General features: G+C 72.9%; 16 protein-coding genes and 3 tRNA genes. 13 read left to right on the top strand and 6 right to left on the bottom strand.

The genetic code is table 11. The annotated features are described in order from the left end of the window. Positions 1-58 precede the first annotated feature (58 nt). Positions 59-427, top strand: a complete 369-nt coding sequence (locus ACWDR7_RS04750; protein ID WP_449853778.1) for a glyoxalase superfamily protein — start codon at positions 59-61, stop codon at positions 425-427. Positions 428-432: 5 nt separating this feature from the next. On the opposite strand, the gene ACWDR7_RS04745 is transcribed toward ACWDR7_RS04750, so the two are convergent. Next, entirely contained in the window at positions 433-1338 is a 906-nt protein-coding gene (locus tag ACWDR7_RS04745; protein ID WP_449853777.1) for an NADP-dependent oxidoreductase, read from the bottom strand. Between the two features lie 142 nt (positions 1339-1480). Between ACWDR7_RS04745 and ACWDR7_RS04740 the strand changes: the two genes are divergently transcribed. Next, the gene (locus ACWDR7_RS04740) at positions 1481-2212 is read left to right on the top strand and encodes an SDR family NAD(P)-dependent oxidoreductase (protein ID WP_449853776.1); all 732 of its coding nucleotides are present in this window, start codon (positions 1481-1483) and stop codon (positions 2210-2212) included. 47 nt (positions 2213-2259) lie between these two features. Here the strand turns inward: ACWDR7_RS04740 and ACWDR7_RS04735 are convergent. The 3 genes from ACWDR7_RS04735 to ACWDR7_RS04725 all read right to left on the bottom strand — a co-directional run bounded on the left by ACWDR7_RS04735 (position 2260) and on the right by ACWDR7_RS04725 (position 2596). Continuing rightward, positions 2260-2335, bottom strand: a tRNA-Phe gene (locus tag ACWDR7_RS04735). An 87-nt stretch (positions 2336-2422) separates the two neighbouring features. After that, a tRNA-Asp gene (locus ACWDR7_RS04730) sits at positions 2423-2496 on the bottom strand. A gap of 27 nt (positions 2497-2523) precedes the next feature. Beyond that, positions 2524-2596: transfer RNA gene (locus ACWDR7_RS04725), tRNA-Glu, on the bottom strand. A gap of 231 nt (positions 2597-2827) precedes the next feature. Between ACWDR7_RS04725 and ACWDR7_RS04720 the strand changes: the two genes are divergently transcribed. Then, positions 2828-4231 (top strand): M23 family metallopeptidase, encoded by a 1404-nt coding sequence (locus tag ACWDR7_RS04720; protein ID WP_449853775.1) that lies wholly within the window; start codon positions 2828-2830, stop codon positions 4229-4231. An 81-nt stretch (positions 4232-4312) separates the two neighbouring features. On the opposite strand, the gene ACWDR7_RS04715 is transcribed toward ACWDR7_RS04720, so the two are convergent. Continuing rightward, positions 4313-4849 carry an inorganic diphosphatase gene (locus ACWDR7_RS04715; RefSeq protein WP_449853774.1) on the bottom strand — a complete coding sequence of 179 codons (537 nt, stop codon included), beginning with the start codon at positions 4847-4849 and terminating at the stop codon, positions 4313-4315. Positions 4850-4915: 66 nt separating this feature from the next. On the opposite strand from ACWDR7_RS04715, the gene tilS reads away from it, so the two are divergent. The 10 genes from tilS (at position 4916) to ACWDR7_RS04665 (ending at position 14111) form a co-directional block, all read left to right on the top strand. Then, positions 4916-5902 (top strand): tRNA lysidine(34) synthetase TilS, encoded by a 987-nt coding sequence (gene tilS / locus ACWDR7_RS04710; protein ID WP_449853773.1) that lies wholly within the window; start codon positions 4916-4918, stop codon positions 5900-5902. A gap of 78 nt (positions 5903-5980) precedes the next feature. After that, the gene (hpt, locus tag ACWDR7_RS04705) at positions 5981-6532 is read left to right on the top strand and encodes a hypoxanthine phosphoribosyltransferase (RefSeq protein ID WP_449853772.1); all 552 of its coding nucleotides are present in this window, start codon (positions 5981-5983) and stop codon (positions 6530-6532) included. Between the two features lie 134 nt (positions 6533-6666). Next, positions 6667-8676, top strand: coding sequence for an ATP-dependent zinc metalloprotease FtsH (ftsH, locus tag ACWDR7_RS04700; protein ID WP_449853771.1), 2010 nt, complete (start codon positions 6667-6669; stop codon positions 8674-8676). Between the two features lie 36 nt (positions 8677-8712). Continuing rightward, on the top strand, positions 8713-9318 hold the full coding sequence (gene folE, locus ACWDR7_RS04695; protein ID WP_449853770.1) for a GTP cyclohydrolase I: 606 nt from the start codon (positions 8713-8715) through the stop codon (positions 9316-9318). After that, entirely contained in the window at positions 9315-10112 is a 798-nt protein-coding gene (gene folP, locus ACWDR7_RS04690) for a dihydropteroate synthase (RefSeq protein WP_449853769.1), read from the top strand. Before folE ends, folP begins: the two co-directional genes overlap by 4 nt. Positions 10113-10123: 11 nt before the next feature. Further along, complete coding sequence (gene folB, locus ACWDR7_RS04685) at positions 10124-10510, top strand: dihydroneopterin aldolase (RefSeq protein ID WP_449853768.1); 387 nt, start codon at positions 10124-10126, stop codon at positions 10508-10510. Then, positions 10507-11043, top strand: a complete 537-nt coding sequence (gene folK / locus ACWDR7_RS04680; RefSeq protein ID WP_449853767.1) for a 2-amino-4-hydroxy-6-hydroxymethyldihydropteridine diphosphokinase — start codon at positions 10507-10509, stop codon at positions 11041-11043. Before folB ends, folK begins: the two co-directional genes overlap by 4 nt. After that, complete coding sequence (locus ACWDR7_RS04675) at positions 11040-11528, top strand: DUF3180 domain-containing protein (RefSeq protein WP_449853766.1); 489 nt, start codon at positions 11040-11042, stop codon at positions 11526-11528. Before folK ends, ACWDR7_RS04675 begins: the two co-directional genes overlap by 4 nt. Beyond that, positions 11479-12267, top strand: a complete 789-nt coding sequence (locus tag ACWDR7_RS04670) for a PH domain-containing protein (RefSeq protein WP_449853765.1) — start codon at positions 11479-11481, stop codon at positions 12265-12267. Before ACWDR7_RS04675 ends, ACWDR7_RS04670 begins: the two co-directional genes overlap by 50 nt. Beyond that, the gene (locus ACWDR7_RS04665) at positions 12264-14111 is read left to right on the top strand and encodes a PH domain-containing protein (protein WP_449853764.1); all 1848 of its coding nucleotides are present in this window, start codon (positions 12264-12266) and stop codon (positions 14109-14111) included. The genes ACWDR7_RS04670 and ACWDR7_RS04665 overlap by 4 nt, the downstream gene beginning before the upstream one ends. On the opposite strand, the gene ACWDR7_RS04660 is transcribed toward ACWDR7_RS04665, so the two are convergent. Continuing rightward, positions 14105-15295 (bottom strand): ROK family transcriptional regulator, encoded by a 1191-nt coding sequence (locus ACWDR7_RS04660; RefSeq protein WP_449853763.1) that lies wholly within the window; start codon positions 15293-15295, stop codon positions 14105-14107. The genes ACWDR7_RS04665 and ACWDR7_RS04660 overlap by 7 nt on opposite strands. Positions 15296-15301 lie beyond the last annotated feature (6 nt).

Here is a 15301-nt window from a genome sequence, read left to right as displayed (position 1 = left end):
GGTCTCGCGGATGTCGGTGCCCCCGCGTACCGTCGGGCGTGAGAGAAGCGAGGACGCCATGGACTTCCGGATCGAACTCATCTTCGTGCCCGTCTCCGACACCGATCGCGCCGTCGCGTTCTACGGCGACACGCTCGGCTGGAACGTGGATCACGACCATCGCGTGAGCGAGACGCTGCGCTTCGTGCAGGTGACGCCGCCGGGCTCGGCCTGCTCGATCGCCTTCGGCGACGGCCTGAGCGACGACGCCCCCGGCAGCATGCGCAACGTGCAGGTGGTGGTCGACGACGCCGACGCGGCGCTGGCCTACCTGCGCGAGCGCGGCGTCGAGGCCGACGGCGTGGACGACCAGCCCTGGGGTCGCTTCGTCACCTTCGTCGACCCCGACGGCAACGCCTGGACGCTGCAGCAGCTCGTGCCTCAGTAGGCGGGTTACACCGCGACGGTGATCGCGACCTTGCCCGATCGGCTCTCGGCGTGCTCGTGCGCGCGCGCCACGTCGTCGAGAGCGAACGTCGCGGCGACCCGAGGCGTATACCGGCCCGCGGCGCCGAGCTGCGCCGTCGCGGCGAGCGACGCCGAGACATTGGCGGCGTTCACGTGGCGCACGCCGAGGTCACGGGCGCCGGCGGCGTCGGCGACGGTGACGACGCGGTCGGCGGAGCCGGCCAGGGCGACGAGCTTGGGCAGAGTCCCGGCCCCCGCCGCGTCCAGCGCGAGGTCGATGCCCTCCGGCGCGACGGCGGCGACGCGATCGGTCAGCCCCGGGCCATAGGCGACGGGCGTGACGCCGATCGAGGAGAGGAACGCGTGGTTGCGCTCGCTGGCGGTGCCGATCACGCGGGCGCCGCGACTCACGGCCACTGCGGATGCGGCCGTGCCGACGCCGCCGGCCGCGCCGTCGACGAGGAGCGTCTTGCCGTCGAGGTCGCCGAGCGCGGCGAGGGCGGGAATCGCGGTCGCCGAGGCCAGCCCGGCGGCCGCGGCCTCGGGCATCGTCCACGTCTCCGGCACGGGCGCCCATGCCGACAGCACGGTGCGCTCGGCCGTCGCGCCGGTCACGCCGGTGAGTCCGAACACCAGGTCGCCGATCGCCGTGTCCGTCACGCCCTCGCCCACCTCGTCGACGACGCCGACCGCGTCGCGGCCGGGGATCGCGGGGAAGGTCACGGGGAAGATCCCCTCGAGGCGACCGGCACGCAGCAGCCAGTCGATGGGGTTCACGCTCGCGGCGATCGTCGCGATGCGCACGGTCCCCGGCGTCGCGTGGGGCTCGGGGAGGTCCTCGACGGCGAGCACCTCGGATCCTCCATAGGTTCGGTAGGCTGCGGCTCGCATGGTCGACTCCTTCGTGGGATGACGTGACACGGTAGGCAACGCACGGCGCTCCACTTTCCATTCCGAAGCGCTCTCGGCGACGGGGCAGGTCGGGTCTCGAGGAGCGCCTCGTGGCATGGGGTGCGGAGGCTAGCGTGGGGAGGTGCCCCGTCCTCTCACGCTCATCACCGGTGGAACCCGCGGCATCGGCGCCGCCGTCGCGCGGCGCCTCGCCGCGGAAGGCCACGACCTCGTCCTCGGCTACGTGCGGGACGAGGATGCCGCGACCCGGACGCGCGCCGCGGTCGAGTCGTTCGGAGCGTCCTGCCGACTCGTGCGCGCCGACCTCACGACTGACGAAGGCATCGACGCGCTCTTCGCGGAAGCGGCCGAGGTCGGGCGTCTCGCCGGCGTCGTCAACAACGCGGGTGCGACCCTGCATATCGGGCCTCTCGCCCAGACGCCGAGCGACGTCATCCGGCGCGTCATCGACCTCAACCTGACCTCCGCCGTGCTCGTCGCGCGCCGCGCGGTCGCCGAGCTGACGCAGGGCGGCGTGCTCGTCAACATCTCGTCGGGCGCGGCGACGACCGGCTCTCCGGGGGAGTACGTGCACTATGCCGCCGCGAAGGCGGGCGTGGATGCGCTGACGAAGGGCCTCGCGATCGAGGCGGCGGATCGCGGCATCCGCGTGGTCGGCGTCGCGCCCGGCACCATCGACACCGACATCCACGCCGACGCGGGCGATGCCGGTCGCGTGGCGCGCGTCGCGGCCTCTCATCCGCTGGGCCGCGCCGGCCGGGCCGAGGAGGTCGCCGGCGTCGTGGCTTTCGCGCTCTCGGCAGACGCCTCGTACGTGACCGGCACGACGATCCGGGTGGCCGGCGGCCGCTGAGCGGTCCTGCGGAACGAGAAAACCCCCGGCGAACCGGGGGTTTCAGGTGGTGGCTCCGACGGGCGTCGATCCCGTGACCTCACGATTTTCAGTCGTGCGCTCTACCAACTGAGCTACAGAGCCTCGCGGCTGCGATCCGAAGAACGTGCCGCGTCCTATGCGAAAGGCCTCCTCGAAGGTGGTGCTATCGAGAGGGCCCGTCGCTTGGAGCGACCCTGACGGGACTTGAACCCGCGACCTCCGCCGTGACAGGGCGGCACGCTAACCAACTGCGCTACAGGGCCAGATCTATGTAATTGTATCGGTTCGTGTGACCCCAACGGGATTCGAACCCGTGCTACCGCCGTGAAAGGGCGGCGTCCTAGGCCGCTAAACGATGGGGCCGGAGTGAACCCGGGGCTCACGCTTGCCGACGATCCAGCATACGCGGAAGCCTCGCGGATTTCCAAAACGAGGGCGCGGCGCGCGCTCCCCGGGTGTGTCGCGCGACAGAATCGCGGGGGTGCCCGCACGCTCTCGACAGGCGCGCGAGCGGGAGCCGGTCGGCATCCGACAGTTGCGGATGTTATTGATGTTGTTAGTGTGATGCCTGTGAAGGAAGGTGCCGGCAGCCAGATGTCCCAGGGAATCGACCCGGACGCGTGTGGCTGCGCACCCACCGAGGCGGAGCGCCGCGTGCTGTGGGGCCCGGTCTCGCGCCGCGTGGCCCTCGCCGCGGGCGCGATCGGCGCCGCCGCGCTGAGCGTCAGCGCCTTCGGCAAGCCGGCATACGCCTACAACGCAGCCGACTACCCCTCGTGGGCCGACGTGGAGGCCGCGCGCAACAACGAGTCGGCCAAGGCCGCCGAGGTCAAGCGCATCGAGGGCCTCATCAACCAGCTCGCCGCCGACGTGGCCGCGAAGCAGCAGGCCGCGCAGAAGGCCGCCGACGAGCATTACGAGGCGCAGCAGGCGCTCTTCGAGGCCGCGTACCGCGCCGACGAGCTGCAGCGCCAGGCCGACGAGCAGTCGCAGAAGGCGGACGCCGCGGCGCTCGCCGCCGCGCGCGTCGCGTCGCAGCTGTCGCGCACGAGCGGATCGGGCACCTCGCTTGAGGTGCTGTTCGCCGACTCGGCCGAGAACGCCGATGAGCTGCTCACCAAGCTCGGTCAGATGGACAAGCTGGCCGAGAACAACGACTCGATCTACGCCGGCGCCGCCAGCGCGCGCGACGCCGCCAAGGCGCTCAGCGAGCAGGCCGAGGTCGCCAGGGCCGAGCGCGACCGCCTGAACAAGGAGGCGGAGGCCAAGTCGCTCGCCGCGCAGCAGGCGCACCAGGCCGCGCAGGCCGCGCTCGCCGTGCAGGAGGAGCGCCAGGTCACGCTCGAGGCGCAGCTCGCCGCGCTCAAGGACAGCACCGCCAAGACCGTCGCCGACTACCAGAAGGGCGTCGAGGCGAAGAAGGCGTGGGAGGCCGAGCAGGAGCGCAAGCGCCGCGAGCGCGAGGAGGCCGCCGCGCGGGCGCGCGAGGCCGAAGCGCAGCGGCAGCGCGAGGAGGCCGCGCAGAACAGCGGCGGCGGCGGTGGCGGTGGCGGCGGGAACGTCGGCGGCGGGGGCCAGGGGCCGGGCAACGGCTGGGTGCGCCCGTCGAGCGGGCGGTGGACATCCGGCTACGGCCCGCGTCAGGGGCAGTGCAACAGCAGCTACTGCGCGAGCACGTGGCACTACGGCGTCGACATGGCGGCCGGCTGCGGCGCGCCCATCTACGCCGCGCACTCCGGCACCGTGACCTACGCCGGCTACAACGGCGGCTACGGCAACTACGTGCGGATCGACCACGGCGGGGGTGTGGCCACCGGCTACGCCCACTCCAGCAGGATCGTCGTCGGCTGGGGCCAGTGGGTCAACGCCGGCCAGGTCATCGCCTACGAGGGCCAGACGGGCAACTCGTTCGGCTGCCACGTGCACTTCGAGGTGTACGTGAACGGCGGCACGGTCAACCCGAGCCCGTTCATGAGCGCCCGGGGCGTCTGGCTGTAAGTCCTTCGCCGGGACCGGTGCGAACCCGATCCGGGAACGACGAAGGGGACCCGCCGTGGCGGATCCCCTTCGCGGACAGCGTCAGCTGACGGAGTTCGGGAACTCCCCGGCGCCCTGCGTGCGGGTGTCGCCCTCGTGCTGCTGGAAGCGCTCGAAGGCCTCGGTCACGAGGCGCTCGGCCTCGGCGGCGCCGGCCCACTCGTCGACCTTGACCCACTTGTTGGGCTCGAGGTCCTTGTAGTGCTCGAAGAAGTGCCCGATCTCCTTCTTCGTGAACTCGGGCAGGTCGTCGACGTCCTGGATGTGGTCCCAGCGCGGGTCCTTCGCGATGACCGCGATGACCTTGTCGTCGCCGCCGGCCTCGTCGCTCATCTTCAGCACGGCCACGGGGCGCACCTTGACGCCCACGCCCGGGTAGACCGAGTGGTCCATGACGACGAGCACGTCGAGCGGGTCGCCGTCCTCGCCGAGGGTGTTCTCGAAGAAGCCGTAGTCGGTGGGGTAGCCGAACGTCGTGTACAGCACGCGGTCGAGGAACACCCGGCCCGTGCCGTGGTCGACCTCGTACTTCACGCGGCTGCCGCGCGGGATCTCGATGACTGCGTCGTACGCGCCCATGCCTTTTGCTCCTTGAGAAGACGGCTGATTAGTCGGCTAAAGCCTATCCGCAGTACTTTGGCGAGCGTGCTCGATCCCTCCGTCGCCGCCGTCCGCCTCGCCGTGCGCGAGGCCCTCGCGCCGCTCGAGGGCAGCGGATCGGTCGTGCTCGTCGCGCTCTCGGGCGGCCCCGATTCGCTCGCGCTCGCGGCGGCGGCCGCGCACGAGGCACCCAAGCTCGGCCTGAGGGTCGCGAGCGCCACGATCGATCACGGCCTGCAGGAGGGATCGGCGGATGTCGCGGCGCGCGCCGCCGAGGCCGCCCGCGAGGTCGGGATCGCCGACGCCCGGGTCGTGCGCGTCGAGGTGGGCACGGAGGGCGGCCCGGAGGCGGCCGCCCGCGAGGCCCGCTACGCCGCGCTCTCGCGCCTGGCCGTGAGCGCCGACGCGGCGGCGGTGCTGCTCGGGCACACGCTCGACGACCAGGCCGAGACCGTGCTGCTCGCCCTCGCGCGCGGATCCGGCGCCGGGAGCCTGCAGGGCATGGCGCCGCGCCGCGTCGACGAGCGGGGCACGGCGTGGATCCGCCCGCTGCTGGGCCTGCGCCGCGAGCAGACCCGCGCCTTCTGCGCGGCGTCGGGCCTGGAGGCGTGGACCGATCCGCACAACGCCCAGCCCCGGTTCGCCCGCGTGCGCGCCCGCGACCGGGTGCTGCCGGTGCTCGAGAGCGAGCTCGGCCCCGGCATCGCCGAGGCCCTCGCGCGCACGGCCGAGCAGCTGCGCGAGGACAACGAGGCCTTCGCCGACATGATCGACGAGACCATCGAGGACATCGTCGAGCACGCCGAGGCCGGCATCGCCGTCTCGGCCGCCGCGCTCGCGGCCAACCCCGCCGCGATCCGGAATCGGATCATCCGGCACGTGGCGCAGAGCGAGTTCGGCGTGAGCCTCACCCGCACGCAGACCCTCGAGATCGCCCGCCTGGCCACCGACTGGCGCGGCCAGGGACCGATCGACCTGCCCGTGTTCACCGCCACGCGGCGGGGCGGGATGATCGTGCTCTCGGCGCGGTGACCGATGTGTGGTCGAACCCGCGCACGTCCATTCAGCAACCGGTGAGGTGCGGCCGGCGCGCGTCCGTAGACTCGGAGCATGCGCGCGGCCGACATCTCCGATGATCTGACCACCGTCCTCGTCACCCAGGAGCAGATCGACGCCAAGCTGGCCGAGCTCGCCCAGCGGGTCGAGGCCGACTACGAGGGCAAGGAGCTGCTGCTCGTCGGCGTGCTGAAGGGCGCCGTCATGGTCATGGCCGACTTCGCGAGGCACCTCACGGGCCACATCCAGATGGACTGGATGGCCGTGTCGAGCTACGGCGCGGGCACGAAGTCGAGCGGCGTCGTGCAGATCCGCAAGGATCTCGACACCGACCTGCACGGTCGGCACGTGCTGATCGTCGAGGACATCATCGACTCGGGCCTCACGCTCAGCTGGCTGCTCGAGAACTTCGACTCGCGCGGTGCGGAGTCGATCGAGGTGCTCGCCCTGCTGCGCAAGCCCGAGGCGGCGAAGGTGCACGTGGACTGCAAGTACCTGGGCTTCGACATCCCCAACGAGTTCGTCGTGGGCTACGGCCTCGACTACGCCGAGCGCTACCGCAACCTGCGCGATGTGGCGGTGCTCGCGCCGCACGTCTACAGCTGATCCGCCGCCCGTTACGCCCGGGGCGAATCCCAGACGGGGCATAGCCGCCCGGCGGTAGCCTGGACGGCAACGCGCGCGAGCGTGCGTTTCGGCGACGCCGATGCGACGAAGAGGAGCCCGGGCCCGGCCCAGATATGAACGTCAAGAAGATCACCCGCAACCCGCTGATCTACGTGCTGCTGATCGGCGTGCTCCTGGTCGTCGGCTTCTCGCTGCTGTCCAACCTGGGCGGTCCCCGCCAGGTCTCCACGCAGGAGGGCCTCGAGCTGCTCTCCGGCGACACGGTGCAGCAGGTGACGATCACCGACCGCGATCAGCGCGTGGATCTGACGCTGTCGGAGGCGTACGAGGACGCGACCTCGGTGCAGTTCTACTACGTCGACGCGCGCGCGGCCGAGGTCGTCGACGCCGTCGAGGGCGCGGAGCCCGAGGACGGCTACAACGACGTCGTGCCGCAGCCGTCGTTCTTCGACGGCCTGCTGTCGCTGCTCATCCCCATCCTGCTGCTGGGCGCGCTGTTCTGGTTCCTCATGTCGAGCGCCGCCGGCGGCAGCCGTGGCGTGATGCAGTTCGGCAAGTCGCGCGCCAAGCTCGCGAACAAGGAGCACCCCGACGTCACCTTCGCCGACGTCGCCGGCGCGGACGAGGCGCTCGAGGAGCTCGCGGAGATCAAGGACTTCCTGAAGGACCCCGCCAAGTACCAGGCCGTCGGCGCGCGCATCCCCAAGGGCGTGCTGCTGTACGGCCCTCCCGGCACCGGCAAGACGCTGCTCGCGCGCGCCGTCGCGGGCGAGGCGGGCGTGCCGTTCTACTCGATCTCCGGATCGGACTTCGTGGAGATGTTCGTCGGCGTCGGCGCGAGCCGCGTGCGCGACCTCTTCAAGGAGGCCAAGGAGAACGCCCCGGCGATCATCTTCATCGACGAGATCGACGCCGTCGGGCGCCACCGCGGCGCCGGCATGGGCGGCGGGCACGACGAGCGCGAGCAGACGCTGAACCAGATGCTCGTCGAGATGGACGGCTTCGACCCGAAGGCGAACGTCATCGTGATCGCGGCGACCAACCGCCCCGACATCCTCGACCCGGCGCTGCTGCGCCCGGGCCGCTTCGACCGGCAGATCGGCGTGGACGCCCCCGACCTGGCCGGCCGCCGTCGCATCCTCGAGGTGCACGGCCGCGGCAAGCCGCTCGCCGACTCCGTCGACCTCGACGTGGTGGCCCGCAAGACGCCGGGCTTCACGGGCGCCGACCTGGCCAATGTGCTCAACGAGGCCGCGCTGCTCACGGCGCGCTCGAACGCCCAGCTGATCGACAGCCGCGCGCTCGACGAGGCGATCGACCGCGTCATCGCCGGCCCGCAGCGCCGCACGCGCGTGATGAAGGACAAGGAGAAGCTCATCACGGCGTACCACGAGGGCGGCCACGCGCTCGCGGCGGCGGCGATGAACCACACCGATCCCGTGACGAAGATCACGATCCTGCCCCGCGGCAAGGCACTGGGCTACACGATGGTGCTGCCGCTCGAGGACAAGTACTCCGTCACGCGCAACGAGCTGCAGGATCAGCTCACCTATGCCATGGGCGGGCGAGTCGCCGAGGAGATCGTCTTCCACGACCCCACCACGGGCGCCTCGAACGACATCGAGAAGGCCACCGACATCGCCCGCAAGATGGTCACCGAGTACGGCATGACCGCCGCCGTCGGCCCCGTCAAGCTCAGCGCGGGCAGCGGCGAGGTCTTCATGGGCCGCGACATGGGTCACGGCCGCGACTACTCGGACGTGCTCGCGCAGCGGATCGACGACGAGGTGCGCGGGCTCATCGAGCAGGCGCACGACGAGGCGTATCAGGTGCTCTCGGCCAACCGCGAGATCCTCGACCGCCTGGCCCTCGAGCTGCTCGAGAAGGAGACCCTCGACCACCTGCAGATCGAGGAGATCTTCAAGGACATCCAGAAGCTGCCCGAGCGCCCGCAGTGGCTCTCGAGCGAGGATCGTCCCGTCTCGGAGCACCCGCCCGTGCAGATCCCGCGCCGCCCCGAGCAGCACCCGGGCGTCGCCGCCCAGACCGCCGCCGAGCGCGGGGGCGCGCCCGTGCACCATCCGTCGCCGGGCACGGGGAAGGCGCGTCCCGCGACGGCCTGATCCGTCCTGACGGGAATCCGACCGAAGGGGGCGGGCGTGGGTGTCGATCGCAGGCGCGTCGCGGAGCTGACGCGCGAGCTGCTGCTGGCCGTGGGCGAGGATCCGGATCGTCCCGGGCTCCGTCGCACGCCGGAGCGGGTGGCCGACATGGTCGCCGAGCTGTTCGCCGGCGTGGGTGAGGACCCGGCGGCGCCGCTCGCGCACACGATCAGCGTGGCGCAGGGCCCGGCGCCCGAGACGCTGCCGACGGGCGCCGTGATCGTGCGCGACATCCGCTTCCGCTCGATCTGCGAGCACCACCTGCTGCCCTCGGCCGGGCGCGCCCACATCGCGTACCTGCCGGGCGAGCGCGTGGTGGGGCTCAGCACGCTGCCGCGCGTGGTCGACATCCTCGCGAACCGGCCCCAGGTGCAGGAGCGACTGGGCGAGCAGATCGCCGACGTCGTCGCCTCGTCGCTCGACGCGCGCGGCGTGCTCGTGGTGCTCGACGCCGTGCACCAGTGCGTCACGATGCGCGGCGGACGCCAGCCCGACAGCTCGACCGTGACCGTGGCGGCGCGCGGCGAGCTGGCCGAGCCGGCCGCCCGCGCCGAGGTCATCGCGCTGATCGCGGCGGCGCGGCCGACGGGGGAGCACGCATGATCGACATCTGGGGGATCGTGAACGTCACGCCCGACTCGTTCAGCGACGGCGGCGCGCACTTCGACCACGACGCCGCGATCGCGCACGGTCGGCGGCTGCGCGCCGACGGCGCGACGGTGCTCGACGTGGGCGGCGAGTCGACGCGCCCCGGGTCGGAGCCGGTCGGGGCGGACGAGGAGATCCGGCGCATCGGGCCCGTGATCGCCGCGCTCGCCGCCGAGGGCGCCGTCGTGAGCGTGGACACCTACCGCGCCGCCACGGCCGAGGCGGCCGTCGCGGCGGGGGCGCGGATCGTGAACGACGTGGCGGGCGGGCTCGCCGATCCGGACATCCTGGGCGTGGTCGCCGGCTCCGACGCGGAGTACGCGATCGGGCACTGGCGCGGCCCCTCGGTCGACATGTACGCGCAGGCGCGGTACGCGCACGTGGCGCGCGAGGTGGCCGCCGAGCTGCGCGCGCGGGCCGAGGCGGCGCTGGCCGCCGGCATCCCCGCCGAGCGGATCATCCTGGATCCGGGGGTCGGGTTCGCCAAGCACGGCGAGCAGAACTGGGAGCTGCTGCGCGGCCTGGGCGAGGTGACGGCGCTCGGGTACCGGGTGCTCGTCGGCACCTCGCGCAAGCGCTTCCTCGAGGCGGCGCTCGGGGAGGGGCCGTCGATGGCGCGACGCGACCTCGCGACCGCCGTGACGAGCGTGCTGGCGGCGCAGGCGGGAGCGCACGCCGTGCGCGTGCACGATGCGGCCGCCTCGCGCGACGCGCTCGCGGTGGTCGGCGCGTGGGAGGGACGGAAGTGAATCCCGTGGACATGATCGAGCTCACGGGCCTGCGGTGCTTCGGCCGCCACGGGGTCTTCGACTTCGAGCGCGAGCAGGGGCAGGAGTTCGTCGTCGACCTGCGGCTGAGCGTGCAGACGGCGCGCGCGGCCGAGACCGACGACGTCGCCGACACCGTGCACTACGGCGAGCTGGCCGAGAAGGTGGTGGCGATCGTCGGCGGCGAGCCCGTGAACCTCATCGAGACGCTCGCGCACCGCATCGCGCGCGCGGTGCTCGAGGACGAGAGGGTCCTGTTCGTCGCCGTCACGGTGCACAAGCCGCAGGCGCCCATCGCCGCGCAGTTCGCCGATGTGTCGGTCACCGTGCACGACGGCGTGCCCGAGCGGCTGCCGGGCGCACCGGGGGCGCGGCGATGAGCCGCCGCCTCGCCGAGCCCCTGCCGCCGCGCGAGCCGCGGGAGCCCGCCGCGCCCGTGGACGCCGTCGTCGCGCTCGGCTCGAACCTGGGCGACCGCGAGCGGCTGATGCGCGAGGCGATGCACGATCTGCGGCACCTGCCGCTCACGGAGCTCGTGGCGGCGTCCGAGCCGATCGAGTCGGTCGCGCTCACCCTCGACGGCCCGAGCGCGGACCGGCCGGCGTACCTCAACGCCGTCGCGATCGTGCGCACGCGCCTCGCGCCCGACATGCTGCTGGCGATGCTGCACGTCATCGAGTCGCGCCACGGGCGGGTGCGCGCCGAGCGCTGGGGCGATCGCACCCTCGATCTCGACCTCATCGCGTACGGTGACCGGATGAGCGACGACGAGCGGCTGCAGCTGCCCCACCCGCGCGCCGCCGAGCGCGACTTCGTGCTCGGGCCGTGGCTGTCGATCGATCCGGATGCCGTGCTGCCCGGCCGCGGCCGCGTGGCCGACCTGCTCGCGGCGCTCGGGAAGGACGCGCGATGAAGCGCACCGGCCCCGTCTCCCTCCTCATCGCCGCGCTGCTCGGCGGCGGCGCGGCGTTCCTTATCGACCACCTGCTCACCGCGAGCGGGCGCGCCACGTTCACGCCCGCGGTGTCGCTGCCGATCCTGCTCGTCCTGCTGGGCGCGGCGTGCGTCGCGCTGGCGTGGCCGATCCGGCGCTCGCTGCTCGATCCGAAGGCGCCGCGCGTCGATCCGTTCCGGGCGGTGCGGATCGCGATGCTCGCGCGCGCCTCGAGCATCGTCGGCGCCGCGCTCGGGGGAGCGGGTCTCGGCTTCGTCGCCTACCTCGCCACACGGCCGGTGAGCCCCGGGATAGGCTCGATGGGCACGATCATCGCAACCGCGGTGGCGGGGGCCGTCCTCGTGACCGCAGCGCTGATCGCCGAACACTGGTGCACGCTGCCGAAGGATCCCGATGACCGAGAGCCCGACGACCCCGGAGCCGGCGCGCCCGCCGCACACTGACGGGCAGGTGCCGCCCGCGGCGCCACCCGTGCCAGGCGCGGCCCCTCCCCTTCCCGAGGGCGCGCCGCCCGTGCCGCCCCGGCCGGCCGATCCGCCTCGCGCCGAGCAGCTCGGCGCCGAGGCCGCGGGCGCCGAGGTGAGCGCCGCGTCGGGCGAGCCCGCCCACGTGCCGCTCGCGCCGCCGTCCGGCCACAGCGCCCCCGAGGCCGCGCCCGCACTCGATCGCGGCACCTACACGGCCGTCCGCGAGCCCCGCGGCCAGGGCCGACTCGCGCTCGACGGGCACTGGCACCAGATCTCACCCAAGTACGTCGTGTCGCAGACCGTGCAGAACGCGATCTTCGCCGGGCTCGTGATCGCCGCGATGCTCGTCGTCGGTCTCGCGCTCGACCAGCCGTGGGTCTGGTGGCCGGGGGCCGCGCTCCTCGCGGTCACGCTCATCACGCAGCTCGTGCTGCCCCGCCAGGCTCGCGCGCTGGGCTACATGCTGCGCGAGGACGACATCGTCTTCCGCAAGGGCATCCTGTGGCAGCGGATCGTCGCCGTCCCCTACGGTCGCATGCAGCTCGTCGACATCACGCACGGGCCGATGGATCGCGCCTTCGGCATCGCGAAGCTCAAGATGGTGACGGCCGCCGCGACGACGGGCGTGGAGATCCCCGGCCTGTCGCAGGAGGCCGCCGAGGCGCTGCGCGACACCCTCATCCAGGTCGCCGAGACCCGACGGACCGGGCTGTGACCGATCCGAGCCTCCCCACCGGCCGGGCCGCCATCGCCGGCGACGCGGCTCCCGCTCCGCTCGCCGGCGGCGGCTCGTCGGCGCTCGCCGACGGCGACTGGCACCGGCTGCACCCGCTGACGCCGCTGTTCAAGGGCGGGATCGCGCTGATCATCGTGATCGGCATCCTGCTCGCGAACCTGCGCGACCGGATCATCTACGGCTTCATCTCGGTCGTGGCGCCGCACGAGCTGGCCGACGACGAGTACGACTACGAGAACGGCGATCCGATCGGCTGGGCGATCGACTGGACGGTCGCGAACAACATGGTGATCGTCGCGCTGCTCGTGCTGCTGGCGATCGTCGCGATCGTCACGGGCCTGTTCTGGCTCAGCTGGCGCGTGCACCAGTTCCGCATCACCGACGAGCACGTCGAGGTGCGCAAGGGCATGATCTTCCGCACGCATCGCCGCGCGCCGCTGGATCGCGTGCAGGGCGTCAACCTCACCCGGCCCTTCCCGCCGCGGCTCATCGGCATGGCCAAGCTCGAGGTGGACGGCGCGGGCACCGACGCGAACGTGCCGCTCGAGTACCTCGCCGTGCGCCGGGCCGAGGAGGTGCGCGCCGACATCCTGCGCCTGGCCTCCGGCGCGCGCGCCGCCAAGCGCGCGGCGCGGGAGGGCACGGCACCGGACGCGGGTGGAGCGGGAGCCGGCGCGGCGCCGCACGGCCGGCTGCAGCAGACGGTGTCGGCCGGCGTGCAGGAGCTCGTCGAGGGCGCCGACCTGGCGGACGTCGCCCCCGAGAGTGTCGTGAAGCTGCCGCTCGGGCGCGTGATCGCCTCCCAGCTGCTCGACGCCGTGGTCTGGATCATCTTCTTCGGGGGGATCTTCCTCGTCTCGCTCGTCGGGCTCATCCCCGTCGCGCTGACGAACGAGGACGGCGAGGGATTCATCATCCTCGGGATCACGGCGCTGACCACGGGCGTGCCCATGGCGCTGGCCGTGGTGAGCGTCGTGTGGAGCGGCCTGAGCAAGGCACTGCGCTACGCCATCGCGCCGACGCCCGACGGTGTGCGCGTGACCTTCGGGCTGCTCACGACCGTCACCCAGACGATCCCGCCAGGGCGCATCCACGCCGTCGAGCTCGTGCAGCCGCTGCTGTGGAAGCCGTTCGGCTGGTGGCGCATCAACATCAACCGCGTGTCGGGCCAGAGCGCCGCCGCCCAGGCGTCGGCGCAGCAGCAGTTCAGCCAGGTGCTGCCCGTGGGCACGCGCGACGACGCGATCCGGGTGCTGCAGCTGATCCTGCCGTACCTGCCCGCCCAGGACCTGCCGTTCGTGATCGATCACGGCGTGCTCGGCCCCGGGGAGGGCGACCCGTACCGCGTCATGGCGCGCCGGGCACGGTGGCGCCGCCTCGCCTCCTTCAAGCGGCACGGCGCCCTCGTCACCGCGTACGCGCTGCACCTGCGCCGCGGCACCGTGTGGCGCCGGCAGGCGATCCTGCCGCTCGCGCGGCTGCAGGGGGTCTCGATCTCGCAGGGGCCGATCAGCCGCCTGCAGACCGTCGGATCGCTGCAGGCGCACACCGTCACCGGCGCCGTGTCGGGCACCGTCGTGGGCCTGGACCGCGCCGACCTGATGGCCGTGTTCGCCGAGGTGCGCGCCGGGGCCGTCGCCGCCGCGGCGGCGGACCGCACCCATCGCTGGGGTGAGCACGGCGACGCTGCCGTGGGCGGCGCGGACGGCTCGCGGGCCGTGCCGGCCATGGCCGCCGGCGCGATCGGCGCGCCCGTCGCGGGCGCCGGGCAGCCCGGCGCGGCTGCCTGGCGGCCCGGCGGCGAGCCGGGCGCGGATCAGTAGATCGGCAGCGCGAATTCGAGCGGGTCGTCGAGCATCGGCTCGAACGCCAGCTGGGCGGCCCCGACGAGCAGGCGGTCGACGCCGAGCGTGCCGCGCGAGAGCTCGAGAGCCTCGGCGATGGGCGGCATGAGCTGCTCGCGCAGGGCCGTCTCGAGCGTCTCGGGCTGGGACTCGTAGAGGGCGCTGAGGAAGCCGCCGAGCACGATGAGCGACGGGTTGAATGCGTTCACCGCGTTGCGCAGGCCCACGGCCAGCATGCGCAGCTGCCCGGCGATGATCTCGTCGAGCGCAGGGCTGCGGTGGCTGGCGATGGCGGCGCCGACCTCGCGCAGGTCGAGGTCGTCGAGGCCCATCGCGCGCAGCAGCGCGTCGAAGCGCACCTCGGTCTCGAGGCAGCCGATGGCGGAGCAGTGGCACCGCCGGCCGTGCGAGTTGACGAGGGTGTGCCCGAGCTCGGCGATGTAGCCCTGCGCGCTCGGCAGCTGCTGCCCGCGCGCCCGCACCCCGCCGCCGATGCCCGAGGACCCGCCGTGCAGGTACAGCACGGTGTCGTGGCCGCGGCCCGCGCCGAACATCGCCTCGGCGGCGGCGCCGAGGCTCGCGTCGTTCTCGACGTACGCCGGCAGTCCCGTGCGCATCGTGATGGTCTCGGCCATGTGCACGTCGTGCCAGCCCAGGTGCGGCGCCAGGCGCACGACGCCGGAGTCGGGCTGGACGAGCCCGGGCACCGCGATGCCGACACCCACGACCTGCTCCGTCGTGAACCGCGCGTGCACGGCTCCGACGAGCTTCGTGATGAGGTCGATCGCCGCCGCCGCGCTGTGGTCCTGCACCTCGTGCCGCATGCGGAAGCGCACCGCGCCGCCCAGCCCGACCGCGCCGATCGTGATGGAGTCGAGCTCCGGGTTCACCGCGAGCGCGACGATGTCGTCGCTCGGGCGCACGATCGGCGACGGCCGGCCGGCCGCGCCGGTGTCCTCCGGCGCGGCCTCGACCACGAAGCCGCGCGCCGCCAGATCGGCGACGAGGCCGCCGATCGTCGAGCGGCTGAGCTCGGTCAACCGCGTGAGCTCCGCGCGCGAGAGCGGGCCGTGCTCGTTGGTGAGGCGAAGGAGGCGTGCGACGTTCGCGCGGCGGACCTGACTCGATCCGCCGCGCGACGACACGATGCCGGGTACTGCCACCGGCCT

It is taken from the genome of Microbacterium sp. NPDC003461, from assembly GCF_053588335.1.
Note: the sequence above shows the minus strand (reverse complement) of the source record. Positions and strands in the feature narration are given on the sequence as shown.

What these genes read in the sequence shown, in the direction of transcription:
- ACWDR7_RS04670 (WP_449853765.1), top strand. Translation starts at nt 11,479, where the DNA reads ATGACCGAGAGCCCGACGACCCCGGAGCCGGCGCGCCCGCCGCACACT.
- hpt (WP_449853772.1), top strand. Translation starts at nt 5,981, where the DNA reads ATGCGCGCGGCCGACATCTCCGATGATCTGACCACCGTCCTCGTCACC.
- ACWDR7_RS04720 (WP_449853775.1), top strand. Translation starts at nt 2,828, where the DNA reads ATGTCCCAGGGAATCGACCCGGACGCGTGTGGCTGCGCACCCACCGAG.
- ftsH (WP_449853771.1), top strand. Translation starts at nt 6,667, where the DNA reads ATGAACGTCAAGAAGATCACCCGCAACCCGCTGATCTACGTGCTGCTG.
- ACWDR7_RS04715 (WP_449853774.1), bottom strand. Translation starts at nt 4,849, where the DNA reads ATGGGCGCGTACGACGCAGTCATCGAGATCCCGCGCGGCAGCCGCGTG.
- folB (WP_449853768.1), top strand. Translation starts at nt 10,124, where the DNA reads ATGATCGAGCTCACGGGCCTGCGGTGCTTCGGCCGCCACGGGGTCTTC.
- folK (WP_449853767.1), top strand. Translation starts at nt 10,507, where the DNA reads ATGAGCCGCCGCCTCGCCGAGCCCCTGCCGCCGCGCGAGCCGCGGGAG.
- ACWDR7_RS04750 (WP_449853778.1), top strand. Translation starts at nt 59, where the DNA reads ATGGACTTCCGGATCGAACTCATCTTCGTGCCCGTCTCCGACACCGAT.
- ACWDR7_RS04675 (WP_449853766.1), top strand. Translation starts at nt 11,040, where the DNA reads ATGAAGCGCACCGGCCCCGTCTCCCTCCTCATCGCCGCGCTGCTCGGC.
- folP (WP_449853769.1), top strand. Translation starts at nt 9,315, where the DNA reads ATGATCGACATCTGGGGGATCGTGAACGTCACGCCCGACTCGTTCAGC.
- ACWDR7_RS04745 (WP_449853777.1), bottom strand. Translation starts at nt 1,338, where the DNA reads ATGCGAGCCGCAGCCTACCGAACCTATGGAGGATCCGAGGTGCTCGCC.